The organism is Mycobacterium aquaticum (assembly GCF_002086485.1).
GTDB classification, from domain to species: domain Bacteria; phylum Actinomycetota; class Actinomycetes; order Mycobacteriales; family Mycobacteriaceae; genus Mycobacterium; species Mycobacterium aquaticum.
Genome location: NZ_MVHF01000005.1, coordinates 25,314 through 41,043, shown reverse-complemented (window position 1 = coordinate 41,043; position 15,730 = coordinate 25,314). Strand labels below are relative to the sequence as shown.

General features: G+C 68.8%; 18 protein-coding genes. 6 read left to right on the top strand and 12 right to left on the bottom strand.

Annotation, left to right across the window (positions count from 1 at the left end; translation table 11 throughout):
• Genes BST13_RS07075 through lysA form a run of 4 tightly spaced genes read left to right on the top strand, consistent with a single transcriptional unit; the run spans position 1 to position 4,817 of the window.
• The gene (locus tag BST13_RS07075; protein WP_083162060.1) at positions 1-1,365 is read left to right on the top strand and encodes an aspartate aminotransferase family protein; all 1,365 of its coding nucleotides are present in this window, start codon (positions 1-3) and stop codon (positions 1,363-1,365) included.
• Entirely contained in the window at positions 1,362-2,798 is a 1,437-nt protein-coding gene (locus tag BST13_RS07070; RefSeq protein ID WP_083162058.1) for a xylulokinase, read from the top strand. Before BST13_RS07075 ends, BST13_RS07070 begins: the two co-directional genes overlap by 4 nt.
• A gap of 2 nt (positions 2,799-2,800) precedes the next feature.
• Positions 2,801-3,568: a glucosamine-6-phosphate deaminase gene (locus BST13_RS07065; RefSeq protein WP_083162500.1), complete on the top strand. Its 768-nt coding sequence runs from the start codon at positions 2,801-2,803 to the stop codon at positions 3,566-3,568.
• A 37-nt stretch (positions 3,569-3,605) separates the two neighbouring features.
• Positions 3,606-4,817 carry a diaminopimelate decarboxylase gene (gene lysA / locus BST13_RS07060; protein ID WP_245839426.1) on the top strand — a complete coding sequence of 404 codons (1,212 nt, stop codon included), beginning with the start codon at positions 3,606-3,608 and terminating at the stop codon, positions 4,815-4,817.
• Here lysA and BST13_RS07055 read toward each other — a convergent pair.
• From BST13_RS07055 to BST13_RS07045, 3 genes are read right to left on the bottom strand one after another with little or no spacing between them, the layout of a single operon-like run.
• Entirely contained in the window at positions 4,814-5,128 is a 315-nt protein-coding gene (locus BST13_RS07055) for a DUF202 domain-containing protein (protein WP_083162056.1), read from the bottom strand. The genes lysA and BST13_RS07055 overlap by 4 nt on opposite strands.
• Positions 5,125-5,508 (bottom strand): YidH family protein, encoded by a 384-nt coding sequence (locus tag BST13_RS07050; protein ID WP_083162496.1) that lies wholly within the window; start codon positions 5,506-5,508, stop codon positions 5,125-5,127. The genes BST13_RS07055 and BST13_RS07050 overlap by 4 nt, the downstream gene beginning before the upstream one ends.
• Positions 5,505-6,245 carry an acyltransferase gene (locus tag BST13_RS07045; protein ID WP_083162054.1) on the bottom strand — a complete coding sequence of 247 codons (741 nt, stop codon included), beginning with the start codon at positions 6,243-6,245 and terminating at the stop codon, positions 5,505-5,507. Before BST13_RS07045 ends, BST13_RS07050 begins: the two co-directional genes overlap by 4 nt.
• A 171-nt stretch (positions 6,246-6,416) precedes the next feature.
• Between BST13_RS07045 and BST13_RS07040 the strand changes: the two genes are divergently transcribed.
• Entirely contained in the window at positions 6,417-7,700 is a 1,284-nt protein-coding gene (locus BST13_RS07040) for an outer membrane protein assembly factor BamB family protein (RefSeq protein WP_083162052.1), read from the top strand.
• Positions 7,701-7,712: 12 nt separating this feature from the next.
• On the opposite strand, the gene BST13_RS07035 is transcribed toward BST13_RS07040, so the two are convergent.
• The 8 genes from BST13_RS07035 to BST13_RS39290 all read right to left on the bottom strand — a co-directional run bounded on the left by BST13_RS07035 (position 7,713) and on the right by BST13_RS39290 (position 13,898).
• Positions 7,713-8,402, bottom strand: a complete 690-nt coding sequence (locus BST13_RS07035) for an esterase (protein WP_083162050.1) — start codon at positions 8,400-8,402, stop codon at positions 7,713-7,715.
• A 75-nt stretch (positions 8,403-8,477) separates the two neighbouring features.
• Positions 8,478-9,680 carry a THUMP-like domain-containing protein gene (locus tag BST13_RS07030; protein ID WP_083162494.1) on the bottom strand — a complete coding sequence of 401 codons (1,203 nt, stop codon included), beginning with the start codon at positions 9,678-9,680 and terminating at the stop codon, positions 8,478-8,480.
• Positions 9,638-10,630: a class I SAM-dependent methyltransferase gene (locus BST13_RS07025; protein ID WP_083162048.1), complete on the bottom strand. Its 993-nt coding sequence runs from the start codon at positions 10,628-10,630 to the stop codon at positions 9,638-9,640. The genes BST13_RS07030 and BST13_RS07025 overlap by 43 nt, the downstream gene beginning before the upstream one ends.
• Before the next feature lie 32 nt (positions 10,631-10,662).
• Complete coding sequence (locus BST13_RS07020; protein ID WP_083162046.1) at positions 10,663-11,328, bottom strand: enoyl-CoA hydratase; 666 nt, start codon at positions 11,326-11,328, stop codon at positions 10,663-10,665.
• The gene (locus tag BST13_RS07015; RefSeq protein WP_083162044.1) at positions 11,325-12,152 is read right to left on the bottom strand and encodes an NUDIX hydrolase; all 828 of its coding nucleotides are present in this window, start codon (positions 12,150-12,152) and stop codon (positions 11,325-11,327) included. The genes BST13_RS07020 and BST13_RS07015 overlap by 4 nt, the downstream gene beginning before the upstream one ends.
• Entirely contained in the window at positions 12,149-13,021 is an 873-nt protein-coding gene (locus tag BST13_RS07010; protein ID WP_170064267.1) for an ABC transporter ATP-binding protein, read from the bottom strand. Before BST13_RS07010 ends, BST13_RS07015 begins: the two co-directional genes overlap by 4 nt.
• Positions 13,022-13,101: 80 nt before the next feature.
• Positions 13,102-13,752, bottom strand: coding sequence for a membrane protein YczE (yczE, locus tag BST13_RS07005; RefSeq protein ID WP_083162042.1), 651 nt, complete (start codon positions 13,750-13,752; stop codon positions 13,102-13,104).
• A complete protein-coding gene (locus BST13_RS39290; protein ID WP_095533447.1) occupies positions 13,752-13,898 on the bottom strand; it encodes a hypothetical protein in 147 nt (48 codons plus the stop codon). The genes yczE and BST13_RS39290 overlap by 1 nt, the downstream gene beginning before the upstream one ends.
• A gap of 65 nt (positions 13,899-13,963) precedes the next feature.
• Here BST13_RS39290 and yczR point away from each other — a divergent pair, with 65 nt between their 5' ends.
• Entirely contained in the window at positions 13,964-15,403 is a 1,440-nt protein-coding gene (gene yczR, locus BST13_RS07000) for a MocR-like transcription factor YczR (RefSeq protein ID WP_083162040.1), read from the top strand.
• Positions 15,404-15,409: 6 nt separating this feature from the next.
• Here the strand turns inward: yczR and BST13_RS06995 are convergent, their stop codons facing one another.
• Positions 15,410-15,706 (bottom strand): hypothetical protein, encoded by a 297-nt coding sequence (locus BST13_RS06995; RefSeq protein ID WP_062830330.1) that lies wholly within the window; start codon positions 15,704-15,706, stop codon positions 15,410-15,412.
• Positions 15,707-15,730: the final 24 nt, after the last annotated feature.

The window sequence follows — 15,730 nt, the reverse complement described above, 5'->3', positions numbered from 1 at the left end:
ATGACTTTCACCGAGGCGTTCAACGTGCGCACGCCCAACACCCGGGCCTTGTTCGAGCGCGCAAAACGCACCATTCCCGGTGGGGCGGGTTCCACCGCGCGGCTGCCCCGCAACGGCTGGAATCCGTCGCCCCTCTTCATGGCCGAGGGCACCGGGTCCCGCCTTGTCGACGTGGACGGCAACAGCTATATCGACTACCTGCTGGGCCTCGGCCCGATGATCCTCGGGCACCGCCACCCCGGTGTCACCGCCGCCGTGCAACGTGCGATCGCCGACTACGGCACCTGCTTCGGCCTGCCGTACGAACTGGAGATCGAGGCGGCCGAGAAGGTGGTCGCCGCGGTCCCCGGCATCGAACAGGTGCGATTCACCAACTCCGGTTCGGAGGCGGTGGGCACCGCCGTACGGTTGGCGCGGGCCACCACCGGCCGGCGGCTGATCGTACGGTTCGAAGGCCACTATCACGGGTGGCAGGACACCGTGTACTGGTCCAATCACGTCGATGTGGATCTGGCCGGCCCCGCCGATCATCCGCGCCCGGTTGCCATGGGACCCGGTGTCCCGGCCGAACTGGGCGGCACTCTTGAGGTGCTCACGTGGAACGACCCGGACAGTTTCGTCAAGCTCATGGACCGCAGGGGCGACGAAGTGGCGGCGGTCCTCACCGAACCGGCGGTGTTCAACACCGGCTGCATCCTGCCCGAACCCGGGTACCTGGAATTGCTGCGCAGCGAGACCCGTAAGCACGGCGCGATGCTGATCTTCGACGAGGTGATCACCGGCTTCAGGTTCGCCCGCGGCGGCGCCCAGGAGTGGTTCGGCGTGCTGCCCGATCTGACCACCCTTGCCAAAGGCCTGGGCGGCGGGTTCCCCGTCGCGGCCGTCGGTGGTACCACGGAGGCGATGAGACTGGTTGCCGCAGGCAAGTATTCGCACTCGGGAACCTATAATGCCAACGTGGTGCAGTGCGCCGCCGTATCGGCCACCATGGACGTGCTCGCGCAACCCGGGCTCTACGAACGCCAACGCGCGCTGGGTTACCGGCTCGCCGAAGGGCTCTCGACCCTGGCTGCCGAGCGCGGGCTCGATGCCTACGTCGAGGGCCTCGGCACCGTGTTCCAACTGTGGTTCGCTGACGGCCCCATCCGCAATTGGCGCGACGCGGTGGCCCACGCCGACGAGCAACTCTTCACCCGGTGGTACCAGGAGATGCTGCTGCGAGGTGTGCTGTTCCACCCGTTGCAGTTCGAGAACCTGTTCGTCTCACTGGTACACGACGACCGCGACATCGACGAGACGCTCAACGCCGCCGCCGACGCGTTGTCGGTCGTGGCCACCGGTCGCCGCGCGGTGCACACGGCGTGAACGCTGAGCGGGTGCACATCGGGGTCGACCTCGGCACGTCGTCGCTGAAAGTCGTCGCGATCGGCCCCGACGGTGCGGTCTGCGCCTGCGCTCGCGGTGACTACCCGACGGCCAGACCGGAACCTCTTGCCGCCGAACAGAATCCACAGGACTGGTGGGCCGCGTTGGCGGCCACGCTGAACGAGGTCGCGGCCACCGTGCCTGCCGAACACTGGTCGGGTATCGGCCTGTCGGCGATGCTGCCCACCCTGGTCGCACTCGATGCCAGGGGCGCACCGAGCGGGCCGGCCATCACCTGGGAGGACGGCCGCGCCGAGCCCGAGGCCGAACTGCTGCGGGCCGAGGTCGGCGACGAGCGGCTCTACCAGCTCACCGGACAACGCGTCGACGGTCGCTATCTGGCGCCCATGCATCGGAGGCTCGACCGGCGGGGCCAGGGCGGCGTGCTGGCGGCAGCGGCCAAGGATGTGCTCTACGCAGAGCTCACCGGCGAGCTGCTGACCGATCCCAGCACCGCTGCCGGGACCGGGGTCTTCGACCTCGACCGGTACGCCTGGGACCCCGAATTGATGGTCGCGGCAGAGGTTCCGGGGCTGCCTGCGGTCGCGCCCTCGGACACCATCGCGCCGCTGTCAGCGCACTGGCGCGCAGCGTTGGGCGTCACCGCCGAGGTGCCAGTGGTGCTCGGCGCGGCCGACTCGGTGCTCGGCGCGTTCGCCATCGGTGCGCGCACGCACGGCGACGTCGCGGTCATCGCCGGGACAAGCGCGGTGGTACTGGGCATTTCGGACCACGCAGTGCGAGATACCCGGAGCCGCTACCTGATCACCCCGCTTGCCGGCGCCGGATGGGGCTTGGAGATGGATGTTCTGGCCGTCGGCTCGGCGTTCGGCGGTGTCGCTCGGCTCCTCGGCTTGTCCGGCCCGGCCGAGCTGCTGGACGCGGCAGGCACCGTCGCGCTCGGGGACGCGCCGATCTTCCTGCCCTACCTCACCCCGGGCGAGCAAGGGGCCCTGTGGGATCCCGAGCTGAGCGGCACGCTGCACGGGCTCGACCTGTCCATGGGCGCCGGTCATGTCGGGCGGGCGCTGCTGACCGGGGTGGTCGTGGAACTGCGCAGGGCGATCGCGATCGCCGAGACGGCCACCGGCCGACGCGGACCGGTGTTGCTCGGCGGCGGGGCGGCCGCCAGCCCCCTGCTGTGGCAGGACCTCGCCGATGCCACCGACAGGGACGTACTGGTGGACCGTGCCAGCCGGGATCACTCCGCGATCGGCGCCGCACTGTTCGCCGCCCAGGCTCTCGGTCGGCCGATCAACCATGCGCCGCAACTGCATCGCGTCACGCCGCGACCGGCACAGGCTGCCTGGTGGCAGCGTACGTCGAACCGTCATGACTCATTGCGCATCGCACTCGGAGGTGTCGAACTGTGACCATGTCCCCCACCGCCCGAGTGTTGGTGGTCGATGACGACGAATTCGGCACCGCGGCTGCCGATGTCGTGCTCGGGCTCCTCCCTGCCGACGAACCGAGACTCGGCATCGCGACCGGCGGCACCCCGATGCCGCTGTACGCCGAGCTTGCCCGCCGGGCGCAACGCGGCGAAATCGACCTCAGCGCAGCATATTTGATCGCCCTCGATGAATACGTCGGCCTGGGCGCACAGGACTGCCTCAGCTATTCCGCGTACGTGCACACCCACGTGGCCGTGCCGCTGGGTATCGCTGCCGACAATGTCCTGGTACCCGACGGACTGGCGCCCGATCCCAATGCCGAAGCCGAAGCATATGAGCAGCGCATCGATGACCTCGGCGGCGTCGACGTCCAGATCGCCGGTATCGGAAGCAACGGCCATCTGGCCTTCAACGAGCCGGGATCCCCGCTCGATTCCACCACCCGCGTCGTCGCGTTGTCGGGACAGACCCGCAGTGACAATGCGCGGTTCTTCGACAGCAGATCCGAAGTGCCCCATGATGCGATCACCCAGGGGCTTGCCACCATCTGCCGCGCCCGTGCGGTGGTGCTGCTGGCTCGCGGCCCCGAAAAAGCAGCTGCGCTGGCCGCGGCACTGGCAGGCCCGGTCAGCACCGAAGTGCCCGCGTCGGTGCTGCAGCGGCATCCGGCAGTGACCGTGATCGCGGACCGATCCGCGGCCACCGAACTGCCCGACCGATTGGAGACGCGTGCCCGAAATCGGTTATGACACAGCCGTTCTCGAGCTTTTCCCGGCGGGATCCAGGGTGGCCGCCGACGGTATGCTCACCGTCGGCGGCTGTCGGCTCGATGACATCGCGGCCGAGTTCGGGACGCCGACGATGGTGGTGGCCGAAACCGCGCTACGGCGCCGTGCCCGCGAATACCTGAGTGAATTCCGCAGCCGCTGGCCGCGGACCGACGTCGCGTTCGCGTCGAAGTCCTTTCCGTGCACCGCAATCCAGCGAGTGATGGCCGAGGAGGGTCTGCACCTCGACGTCGCCGGTGGCGGCGAGATCGTCACTGCCGTTGCCGCAGGCGCGGACCCGCGCCGGATGGTGCTGCACGGCAACGCCAAGACCGACGAGGAACTGCAGTTGGCCATCCACCACGGCGTCGGCCTGGTGGTAGTCGACAATTTCGACGACCTCGACCGACTGGAACGGTTGGTGCCGCGCGGTCAGGTCCAAGCGTGCCTGGTCCGGGTGATCCCCGGCGTGACCGCCGAGACCCACGCATCGGTGGCCACCGGCCACGTCGGCTCCAAGTTCGGCCTGCTGCCCGAAGACGCCCGCCGCGCCATCTCCCGCATCGAGCACAGCGCGATGCTGCACTGCGCAGGAGTGCACACGCACGTCGGATCTCAGCTGCTCTCGGCCGAACAACTCGCCGCAGCGGTGGCCCCGATCGCGGCATTGGGCGAATTCGAGACCTACGACCTCGGCGGTGGGCTCGGGGTGCGGTACACCTACGACGAGCACCCGCCCAGCGTCGCCGAGTACGCCGAGGCGATGGCTGGGCAAGCCCGGGCGCTTCTCCCGGCGGACAGCCGCATCATCGTCGAACCCGGCCGCAGCATGGTCGCGGCGAGCGCCTGCACGCTCTACCGCGTCACCACCGTCAAGCACGGTCCGATCACTCACGTCGCGGTGGATGGCGGGATGGGCGACAACCTCGAGGTGTCCCTGTACGGACAGCGGTTCGAGGCGACCCTGGCGGACCGCGTCGGCGGCGGTGGCCAGGTCAGCCTGGTGGGTCGACACTGCGAATCCGGTGACCAGCTCATCCCGTCTGTGCCGCTTCAGGATCCGCGGGTCGGCGACCTGCTCGCCGTGCCGGTGACCGGCGCGTACTGCTACACGATGTCCAATCAGTACAACGGGGCCCGCCGGATACCGGTGGTCTTCGCAGCCGACGGCGCCGCGCGCCTCGTGGTCCGCCGCGACACTTGGTCCGACCTGCTGTCCCGGGATGTCTAGAGCGGCAGCGTCAGCACCGAAACCACAGTGAGAATGAGCACGCTCACCGTCACCACATACACGTCGGGCGATGGGGTGATCCGGTCCGGCAGCGGGTCGCGCGCCAGAACGCGCTGTCTGCGCAAGCCCACCAGGTAGACCAGGAGCGCCACCGCGACCGCGACACCCGCTGCCACCAAACCGAATCCGGCCTTGTGGTCGGCAATGTCGTGAAGCATGAGCAGGGCACCGTTGCCCAGCACGGCGAAGGCCGTGCGGGTCCACGACAGTGAGGTCCGCTCGGCCTGCAGGCCCCGTTCGAAAACCCTCAACCGGAGGCCATCCGGACGATGGCGATGATCAGGATCAGCACGCCGATCAAGCACAGGCCGACCGCAAGGTAGGCCGGCGTCGGATGGCGGGGCAAAGACGTCCCGGTCCGCATCGCCCGCTCGACCTGCCGCCAGCGCCACAGGCCGACCCCGGAGGTCAGCGTCGCCAGCACCGTCAGCGCCAGGCCCAGGACATGACGCGCCTCGGGGACGCCCAGCTCGGGCACGAACTGGATGACGGCGACCGCAGCGGCCAGCAGGCCGAGCGCCGTGCGCTGCCACGCCAGGAACGTCCGCTCGTTGGCGAGTGTGAAGCGGTAATCGACAAGCTCCTGTTCCTCGCCCGAACAGGAGCCTGCGCCCTCCGCCGGCTCGTTCAGTTGCTCGCGGCCTTCTTGCGCTCGATATCGGCCAGCGCGGCAGCCAGTTCGGCCCGCTGTGCCGCCGAGGTGTCCCAGGCCAGCTTGCGGTTCTTGACCACCTTGGCCGGCGACCCGACGGCGATCGAATAGTCCGGGATGTCGCCTTTGACCACGGCGTGCGCGCCCAGCACGCAGCCGCGGCCGATCGTGGTGCCGCGCAGGACCGTGACCTTGGCCGCGATCCAGGTGTCGGGGCCGATGCGCACGGGGCTCTTGATGATGCCCTGGTCTTTGATCGGCAGCTCGATGCTGTCCATCTTGTGGTCGAAGTCGCAGACGTAGCACCAGTCGGCCATCAGGGCGGACTCGCCGAGCTCGATGTCGAGGTAGGTGTTGATGACGTTGTCGCGTCCCAGCACCACCTTGTCGCCGATCCGCAGCGAGCCCTCGTGGCACCGGATGGTGTTCTTGTCACCGATGTGCACCCAGCGGCCGATCTCCATCTGGGCCAGCTCCGGGGTGCACTGGATCTCGACGCCCTTGCCGAGGAACACCATGCCGCGGGTGATGATGTGCGGATTGGCCAGCTTGAACTTGAGCAGCCGCCAGTACCGGACCAGGTACCAGGGCGTGTAGGCGCGGTTGGCGATGACCCATCTGAGCGAGTCCATGGTGAGGAAGTTGGCCTGCCGAGGATCGCGCAGGCGGGAGCCCCGCCAGCGCTTGTGTATCGGGGCGCCCCACATCGTCGTCATGGCCCGAAAGCCTACGCGAGCGGCCTCGACCGAATTCGGGGTCGCTCCGCTCCTGCCCCCTCACATTCGTAACGGTTACCCTCAGCTTGACCACATGCGCGAACCACATGTGCCGACCGGGTGCAGCGAAGGTTCCGTGCCGACCCGTCCGGGCTCCGACGAAAGGACACCGTGATCCGCCGATACCTTGCGCTGGCGGTAGCGGCGCTGCTCACCGGCGTGCTCACCGGATGTGAGAACACCGACTCATGGGTCGACGCGCACCCTGCAGCAGGGTGGTCCGCGCAATACGGCGATGCCGCCAACAGCAGCTACAGCGCCGTGCACGGGGCCGACGCGTTGAAGCCGGCGTGGAGCCGCTCGGTCAAGGGTTCCCTGGGTGCTCAGGTGGCGCTGGGGGCGACCGGCTACCTCGCTGCCAACGCCCAGACCGCAGGCGGGTGCTCGTTGATGGTGTGGGAGTCCGACAACAACGCACGCCAGCGCTGGTGCACCCGGCTGGTGCTGGGCGGCGGCTGGTCCAGCGCGCTCTTCGACGGCTTCGACAACCTCTATGTCGGCCAACCCGGCACCATGCTGTCGTACCCGCCGACACAGTGGATCCGCTGGCGCCAGCCGGTGATCGGTATGCCCACCACCCCGCGCCTGCTCGACGACGGCCAACTGCTCGTGGTGACCCACCTGGGGCAGGTCCTGGTGTTCGACGCACACCGCGGCACCGTGGTCGGCACGCCGCTCGACCTGGTCACCGGCGTCGATCCGACCGATTCGCAGCGCGGACTGAGCGACTGCGCGCAGGGCCGGCGCGGCTGCCCGGTGGCGGCTGCGCCCGCATTCTCCAAAGCCACCAACATCGTGGTGCTGAACCTGTGGGAGCCGGGCGCCGAAAGCCCGGTCCTGGTCGGCCTGCGGTACCGCCCGAATCAGACACCGATGCTCAACCGCGAGTGGACCAGCACTGCGGTGGGCCAGGGCCCGCTGGCCAGCCCGGTGCTGTCCGCGGATGGCGCGACGGCCTACGTCAACGGCCGCGATCAACGCCTCTGGGCGATCAACACCGCCGACGGCAAGGCCAAATGGTCGGTACCGCTGAACTTTCTGGCCCAGACACCGCCTTCTGTGTCGCCCAACGGCCTCATCGTGGCCGGCGGCGGACCCGACGCCAAGCTGGTGGCCGTGCGCGACAACGGTGACAAGGGCGATGTCGTGTGGACGCGCGATGACGTCACGCCACTGACGACCACGAGCCGGGCCGCGGGCCTCGGCTACACCGTGGCGCGCGAGGGCGGGCACGGCCAGACCCTGCTGGTGTTCGACACCAGCGACGGGCACACCCTCAACAGCTATCCGCTGCCGGAGGCCACGGGCTGGCCGGTCGGTGTCTCCATCGGCCACGACCGGCGGGTGGTCGCCGCGACCAGCGACGGTCAGGTGTACGGCTTCGCCCCGGCCTGACCGGGCCCGCGGTCAGGCCAGCAAGGCCGCCAACGCATCTCGCGGCACCGACGCCTGGGTGGCACCGGCCGTCTCGGCGAACAGTTCGCCCTGGCCGAAGAAGAAGATCACCGCGTCGTCGGTGATCGCGAAGTTCTGGTAGTGCGTCGGGTCGAGCCCGGCACTGGACGGCACCGCCTGCTCCACGCCGGACTGCTTCTGCAGTTGGCGTTGCACGATCGGGAAGATCACGTCCAGCGGCTTGCTGCCCGGCTTGAACAGCGTGTCGAACGTGATGGGCGCGCGGGTCGCGAGGTTGTAGTTGAACGCCTTGTACCAGGTCTGGGGATGCGCTCCACCGACATTCTGATATACCTCGAACACCAGGCTCTGCGTGCGGGGCGGCAGCCCCGAGGTGTACCGGGTTCCCCTGGCGTCCAGCACATACGGCTGATCGCGTGACCCGGGCATCTGCGAGACGTTGACGAATCCGTCCCGGGTCTGCGTCAGGTAGTCCGTGAGGGGCTGCTGGTCGGGATAGTCGACGGGAAACGTGTAATCGAGCGTGTACGACGCGTTGGCGGTGTGCACGGTGCAGTTCAGGTCCAGGCCGATGGTGCCGCCCAGATCGGCGCACGCGTTCTGGGCGGTCGCCAGTGGCATGGAGAGCCAGCCCACCAGCACACCGGCGGCCAAAGCGGCCACTACAGGGGGAAATCGCATTGTCAGTCGTCCTCGCAGGCGATCAACTAGAGGCCGGCTCCGACTCCGGCGCGTCAACCACAGGGTACGTGGCAGTCACCGCGACGGCCGACAAACGAACGCCGTCGCGGTGCTCGCGGCGCCCGATCCCAGCCGGGTGATGACCACGGATAGTTGCTCCGAGCCGCGCAAACGCAGCCGTCGCCGCAACACATCTGGGTCCACGTTCACGCCGCGAACCAGGATTTCGACGGCACCGACCGACCGTGCCGCCAGCACCTCGCGCAGTCGACGCTCGTGATACCCGAGCTGTTCGAGCACCTCGAACCCGCGCAGCCCGGCGGGCAATTCGTCACCCGAGAGGTAGGCGATGTCCGGGTCGAGCTGCCACAGACCGTGCCGGGCCGCATAGTGCCGGACCAGTCCGGCTCGCACCACGGCGCCGTCGGGGTCGATGATCCACCGCCCGGCGGCCGCCACCGGGCAGTCGTCGGGCTCGGCGTCGGTGATCTGTTCTTCACGATCGAGCATGGTGGCTCGCCGCCGTACGCCGGGTTCGCCCAGCCCTGATGACCACAGGCATGCTTCACGCACTCCCCCGGCCAGCGAGGTGACCTCGATCTCGCCCTCGAACCCCATCTTGACGAGTTCGTCGAAATCGATTCCGGGAGCGCACTTTACGACCGTATCGCGATCGCGGTAGACGTCCAGCACAGCGTCCAGCGCGGGCGTGTAGGCGCGCGGGTCGAACCGTCGCCGGCCACCCTGGCGCCGGGCCGGGTCGAGGATCACCACGGCGTCGCGGGTGACGGGCCGCAATGCGTCGGCCCGGCACAGCGGCACACCGGGCACGTTGTTGGCGGCCATCGCCAGCCGTACCGGGTCGAGATCGCTGCCCACCAATTCGGCGGCCGAATTTTGCAGTGCCACAAGCTCACTGCCGATCGAGCAGGTCGCGTCGTGCACCCGGGCTCCGGCCAGTCGGCGGGCGCGGTGCGCAGCCACGGGCGCCGCGGTGGCCTGCTGTAGCGCCTCGTCGGTGAACAGCCAGTGCGCCGGGTCGTCGAATTTGGCCGCGGCCCGACGGCGCAACTGCACGGTCTCCACCAGCACCGCCGCCCGGTCACCGAATTGTGTGCGGAGAGAGGCGATGTCACCGACCAGGGCGGCGGCCGCCAAAGTCAGCTCTGCGGCCGCGGCGAGAGCCAGCCGACCCTCGCGCGACCGCAGATAACCGACATCGGCGACAGTGAACGCTACGACGGCTTGACCCCGGTGACCATCACGTTGTAGAACCAGCCCTTTGGCACAACGCGGCGCCACACGTTGGCGTCCACCCAGCTCAGCGCCATCCAGCTGTTGAAGGCGAACTTGGCCCAGCCCCAACCCAATCGGCCCGGAGGCACCGCGGCTTCGAACGTCCGCACCGGCCAGCCCAGCATCGCCGCGGTGAACTCTTCGCTGGCGGTACGGACCTCGACCGCGCCGGCGTTGGTGGCCATGCGCTCCAGATCGGCCGGGTCGAAGGTGTGCAGATCGACCACGGCCTCCAGCGCCGCGGCGCGGGACGACTCGTCGAGTTCGGCCTGCGGGCGGCGCCAGCCGTCGAGGCCCGGCAGCTTGGTGACATTGGTGGTGGCGTGCCAGGTCAGCGTGGACAGCTCACGTGCGTAGCGGTTACCCACGGTGGTGGGCTCACCGGCGAAGACGAATCGGCCACCCGGCTTGAGCACGCGGACCACCTCGCGCAGCGAGAGTTCGACGTCGGGGATGTGGTGCAGCACGGCGTGCCCGACCACCAGGTCGAAGGTGTTGTCCTCGTACGGGATGCGCTCGGCGTCGGCGACGCGACCGTCGATGTCCAGGCCGAGCGACTGCCCGTTGCGGGTCGCGACCTTGACCATGCCGGGTGACAGGTCGGTCACCGAGCCACGCCGGGCGACGCCCGACTGGATCAGGTTGAGCAGGAAGAAGCCGGTGCCGCAGCCCAGTTCCAGGGCGCGCTCGTAGGGCAGTTCGCGCTGCTCGTCCTCGGGCACGATGGCGTCGAAGCGGCCGCGGGCATAGTCGATGCAGCGCTGGTCGTACGAGATCGACCACTTCTCGTCGTAGGTCTCGGCTTCCCAGTCGTGGTAGAGCACCTGGGCGAGCTTGCTGTCGTGCATCGCGGCCTCGACCTGTTCGGCCGTGGCGTGCGGGTTAGGAGCCGGCATGTCAGCCTCGGTGCCGGATTCCTTGATCTCTGTCATGCAGGGCAGCCTAATAGTCCGCGCTGCGCGGGTCAGTCCCGGTCGGTGCGCCCGTCGACAGCCGCCTTGGCCGCGGCCAGCGCCGCCACCGGATGCTCGATGAACCGGCGCGCCCACGCCAGCGCCGCGTCGTACACGTGATCGGGTGCCACCATCTCGTCGACCAGCCCCAACGACACCGCTTCCTCAGCCCCGACGAACCGCCCGCTGAAGGCCAGCTCCTTGGCCTTACCGGCGCCGATCGCGCCGGCCAGCCGCACACCGGCACCGCCGCGGGGCGCCAACCCCGCGAGGATCTCGGTCGCGCCGAACTTCACGTTGTCACCGCTGACCCGCCAGTCCGCAGCCAGCGCCAACGCCAAACCGCTGCCGAGGGCGTATCCCGTGATCGCCGCGACGGTCGGCCGCGGGATCGCCGCAACGGCCTCCAGGCAGTCGTGCAGCACCTTGTCGGCCACGGTGGTCTCGGCGGCGTCGAGCGTGCGCAGCTCCGGTACGTCGTCGCCGGCACAGAAGATCTCGTGACCGCCGAACAGCACGACCGCCGCGATGTCGGGGCGCTCGGCCAGTTCCCCGGCCGCAGCCTTGAGCTCCCGGTACACCTGCCGCGTCAGCGCGTTGGTCGGTGGCCGCGACAGCAGCAGCGTCGCGATCCCTGGCTCCGCCTCGCTGGTGACGATGCTGACGAACTCGTTCATGGGGTGCCACCCGGTGTCTCTGGAGAACGGCGGTTACGCGCCGCGTTGTAGCGTTCCCCGTCGAAGAACTCGATCTCCCAATTGCCGTCCTTGACGGCCAGATGGGGTTCGACGGCGACGATCTTGCGTTCGACGGCCAGCACCTCGGCGACCGTGTGTCCGTTCAGCGAGTCCAGCTGGGTCCACGTCGGCGGGAGCAGGAACGTCCGGCCCTCCGCGAAGTCGTCGAGCCCGGCTTGCGGGGTGCTCCAGAACGCGCGGTCACTCTCGGTGTTCTCGCCGTCGGCGCGCTGTCCCTCCGGCAGGGCACCGACGAAGAAGTATGTGTCGTAGCGCCGGGTGCGTTCCTCTTTCGGAGTCACCCAGTTCGCCCACGGCCGCAGCAGGTCGGCGCGCAGGACCAGCTTCTCCTGGCGCAGGAAGTCGCCGAACGACAGCTCGTTGCTGGCCAGCGCGGCCCTGGCGTCGCGGTACACCGACGCGTCGCCGACGATGCCGTCGGGATCGTTGTCAGGGCCGGCGAACAGCACGCCCGACTCCTCGAACGTCTCCCGGGCCGCGGCACACACGAGCGCCTCGGCCAGTCCGGCGTCGACGCCGAGCCGCTCGGCCCACCACGACGGTTCGGGGCCGAACCACGCGATGTCGGCATTGCGGTCGCGGTCGTCGACCCCGCCGCCGGGGAACACCATGACGCCACCGGCGAATTCCATCGCGGCGTGCCTGCGCATCAGGAACACCTCGATCTGAGAGGCGGCGCCGAGGGGCGCTTCGCGCACGAGCATCACCGTCGCGGCAGGCCTGGGGACCAAAGGATCGGTCATGCGCGCCGCCTGTGCGCCGCCCGGCTGCGGATCCGTCGCGCGAAGTACCGCCCGTCGATCACGTCCAGGGCGATCGACTGGCCGAAGGCCTTGGACAGGTTCTCCGCCGTCAGCACATCGGTTAGCAGTCCGGCGGCGACGACGGCGCCCTCGGAGAGGATCAGCGCGTGGCTGAAGCCCGGAGGGATCTCTTCGACATGGTGGGTGACCAGCACGAGCGCCGGCGCGTCGGGATCGGCGGCCAGATCAGCGAGCCGGGCCACGAGTTCTTCTCGCCCGCCGAGGTCGAGCCCGGCCGCGGGTTCGTCGAGCAGCAGCAGTTCGGGATCGGTCATCAGCGACCGGGCGATGAGCACCCGTTTGCGCTCGCCCTCCGAGAGCGTGCCGTAGGTGCGGTCGGCCAGGTGCTCGGCGCCGACGCTCTCCAGCATGTCGACGGCCTGCGCGTAGTCGACGTCTTCGTAGTTCTCCCGCCATCGGCCCAGCACCGCATAGCCCGCGGAGACCACCAGGTCGCGCACCAGTTCGTCGTCGGGAATCCGTTGTGACAGGGCCGAACTGCTCAACCCGACGCGGGAGCGCAGCTCGGCCATGTCCGTGCGGCCCAGCCGTTCCCCGAGCACGTAGGCCGTGCCTGAGGACGGGTGTTCGGTGGCTGCGGCGATCCTCAGCAGCGACGTCTTGCCTGCCCCGTTGGGACCGATCACCACCCAGCGTTCATCGAGTTCGACGGCCCAGGTGACCGGCCCGACAAGGGTGTTCCCACCTCGTCGGAGCGTGACCCTGGCGAAGTCGATCAGCAGGTCTTCGCTGCCGGCACCGTCGGCTGCATCTTGTCCGGTTTCGGGCACTCGCCCATCGTATTGAATCCTCCCCCTCGTGAAATAAGGGGGATTCCTAGCTCACGCCGCCTGGCCGTCCAACGATGCTTGAACTGCCGGCGAAGAATTCAAACGATGGGCTCGGCTAGCTCCGTTCTGGTCCTCGCAGGCTCGCGCCTGCCGCTGAAATCGTGGAACAGGATGGCGCGCGGGGTGAACTTGAGGATGAGCTGCACCAGCGGGCCGATGCCGAACGCGTAGACGAGGGTGCCGACGCCGACCGAACCGCCGAGCAGCCAGCCCACCGTCAGCACGGTCGCTTCAATCACTGTTCGCACCAAGCGGATCGACAGCCCGGTACGGGCGACCAGGCCGGTCATCAGACCGTCGCGCGGACCCGGACCCAGTCCGGCCCCGATGTAGAGCACGGTACTGATGCCGTTGAGCACCACGGCGCCGAGCATCATCGCGATCCGCAGCGGCATGGCGTGCGGCGCGGGCAGCACGGCGAGGGTGGCGTCGACGGTGATCGCGATGACGATGACGTTGGCGACAGTGCCGATGCCGGGTTTGTTGCGCAGCGGGATCCAGGCCAGCAGCACGACGACTCCGACGACGGCCGAGGCGAGCCCGATGGTCAGCGGCGTGTGCCGGGTCAGGCCCTGATGGAAGACGTCCCACGGGTCCAGCCCCAGGCCGGCGCGCACCATCATGCCCATCGACATGCCGTATCCGCACAGACCGATCAGCAGCAGCGTGCCTCGTTTGAGCGCGGTCATCAGGCGTGGTCCGGGAATCGGGCGCGGATGGCGTCGAGTTCGCTGGACACCCGGCGGGCGTCGATGTCGCAGTCGGCGACGCCGTTGCGCGGGTCGTACAGACGACGGAGATTTTCCGCGAGCCGCGATATCCAAATCGTTCTCATGCCCCCGATCATTCCGACCAACTGGCTTGCTCATCAATAGCCAGTTGGCGAATACTGGCCTCATTATGAGTAGCGATATGGCCGCACGTGCCCTCGATGTGGACCTTTTGGCCCGCGAACTCGGCAACTGGCGCACCTCCAGTCTCAGCGGACCCGCCTATCTGGGGCTGGCCGACGCCATCCGGTTGTTGATCGTCGACGGCCGCTTGCCGGTCGGGTCGCGGCTGCCCAGCGAGCGGGCCCTCGCCGATGCGCTGCGGGTTTCGCGCACCACTGTCACCGCGGCGTTCACCCAGTTGCGTGACGACGGCTATCTCAACGCGCGCCGCGGAGCCCGCAGCACCGCAGCGCTACCCCTGCGGTCCGAAGTGGTCACCGAACCGACTCAGCCGACCGTCAGCCTGGCCGCTGCGGCACTTTCGGCGCCGTGCGCCGCGGTGCTCGACGCATTCGCCGAAGCCGCCCACGACATCACCCCGTATCTGCACGAGCCGGGCCACGAGCTCACCGGCGTCACCGCACTGCGCGAGGCGATCGCCGCGCGGTACTGCGAGCGCGGGCTGCCCACCGATGCAGACCAGATCATGGTGACCAGTGGCGCCCAGCACGCGATCGGCCTGATCCTGGCGACGCACACCCAGGCCGGCGACCGCGTGCTCGTCGAGCAACCCACGTATCACGGTGCGCTGTCGGCGATTACGCATGCCGGGGCACGTCCGGTGCCGGTGTCGCTCACCGAGGAGGGCTGGGAACTCGACGCCGTGCACGCCGCGCTGCGTCAGTTGGCGCCGAGCCTGGCCTACCTGATTCCCGACTGCCACAACCCCACCGGGTTCACCCTCGACGCCGAGGGGCGGACCCGGCTGGGGCAGATCATCTCGGAAACGCGCACCCGCACGATCGTCGACGAGTCGATCATCGACATGTGGATCGATGCGCCACCGCCCGCCCCGCTGGCGGTCTCTGTGCCGCGCGATGACCTGGTGCTGACCGTCGGCTCGATGTCGAAGTCGTTCTGGGGCGGTCTACGGGTGGGTTGGATCCGCGCCGACCGTGCCACGCTGGCGACCATCACCGCCATCCGCCCGTCGCTTGACCTCGGCACGCCCATTCTCGAACAGCTCACGGCGGCAAGGCTTCTCGCAGCGCGCGAGCAGATCCTGCCGGAACGACGCGAGCTGCTCAACGACCGCAGGCAGTACCTGGTGTCGCTGCTGGAACGCGAACTCCCCGACTGGCAACCCGGCGACGGCCGCGGCGGGATGTCACTGTGGGTTCGGCTGCCCGCCCCGATGAGCACAGCGTTGTCCGCCAGTGCGTCGCGGTTGGGCCTCGACCTGCCCGCCGGTCCGAGATTCGGGGTGGACGGCACGCTGGAACGGTTCATCCGGCTGCCCTACGCCCTGCCGGAGCCTCAGTTGGAGGAGGCGGTCGAGCTGATGGCGCGCGCGTGGCGCAGCATCACTGGGGTCAGCAGCCCGCAGCAGCCGACACTGGTGGTCTAGAACGACCTACTGCTGCTGGGAGAGCGCCAAACAGGTGCCGTAATGCTCGATGGTGCACGGGATACCGTTGACCGACGGCAGCTGACCGGGCGCATTCACCACACCCGAGCCTTCGCTGGCCGGCGTGAGCACCGGCACCACGCCGCCGCCCGACGGGCCGCTGACGCAGACTCCCTCGAACTTCGACGGGACCGTGCCAGAGGGACACGGCTTGGCATCGGCCTGAGAGGCGAATGCCAGTTGTCCCAGGGCCGCCGCGACGGCGAAACCACCGACCAGAACTGCGTGCTTCACCTTCGCCATATCGACACCCTACGTGACAGCGTT

Coding starts and splice junctions, on each gene's coding strand:
- BST13_RS07075 (WP_083162060.1), top strand. CDS start 1: ATGACTTTCACCGAGGCGTTCAACGTGCGCACGCCCAACACCCGGGCC.
- yczE (WP_083162042.1), bottom strand. CDS start 13,752: ATGACCGCGCTCAAACGAGGCACGCTGCTGCTGATCGGTCTGTGCGGA.
- BST13_RS07045 (WP_083162054.1), bottom strand. CDS start 6,245: ATGACGACGATGTGGGGCGCCCCGATACACAAGCGCTGGCGGGGCTCC.
- BST13_RS06995 (WP_062830330.1), bottom strand. CDS start 15,706: ATGGCGAAGGTGAAGCACGCAGTTCTGGTCGGTGGTTTCGCCGTCGCG.
- yczR (WP_083162040.1), top strand. CDS start 13,964: ATGAGTAGCGATATGGCCGCACGTGCCCTCGATGTGGACCTTTTGGCC.
- BST13_RS07025 (WP_083162048.1), bottom strand. CDS start 10,630: ATGACAGAGATCAAGGAATCCGGCACCGAGGCTGACATGCCGGCTCCT.
- BST13_RS07035 (WP_083162050.1), bottom strand. CDS start 8,402: ATGCGATTTCCCCCTGTAGTGGCCGCTTTGGCCGCCGGTGTGCTGGTG.
- BST13_RS07015 (WP_083162044.1), bottom strand. CDS start 12,152: ATGACCGATCCTTTGGTCCCCAGGCCTGCCGCGACGGTGATGCTCGTG.
- BST13_RS07065 (WP_083162500.1), top strand. CDS start 2,801: ATGTCCCCCACCGCCCGAGTGTTGGTGGTCGATGACGACGAATTCGGC.
- BST13_RS07020 (WP_083162046.1), bottom strand. CDS start 11,328: ATGAACGAGTTCGTCAGCATCGTCACCAGCGAGGCGGAGCCAGGGATC.
- BST13_RS39290 (WP_095533447.1), bottom strand. CDS start 13,898: ATGAGAACGATTTGGATATCGCGGCTCGCGGAAAATCTCCGTCGTCTG.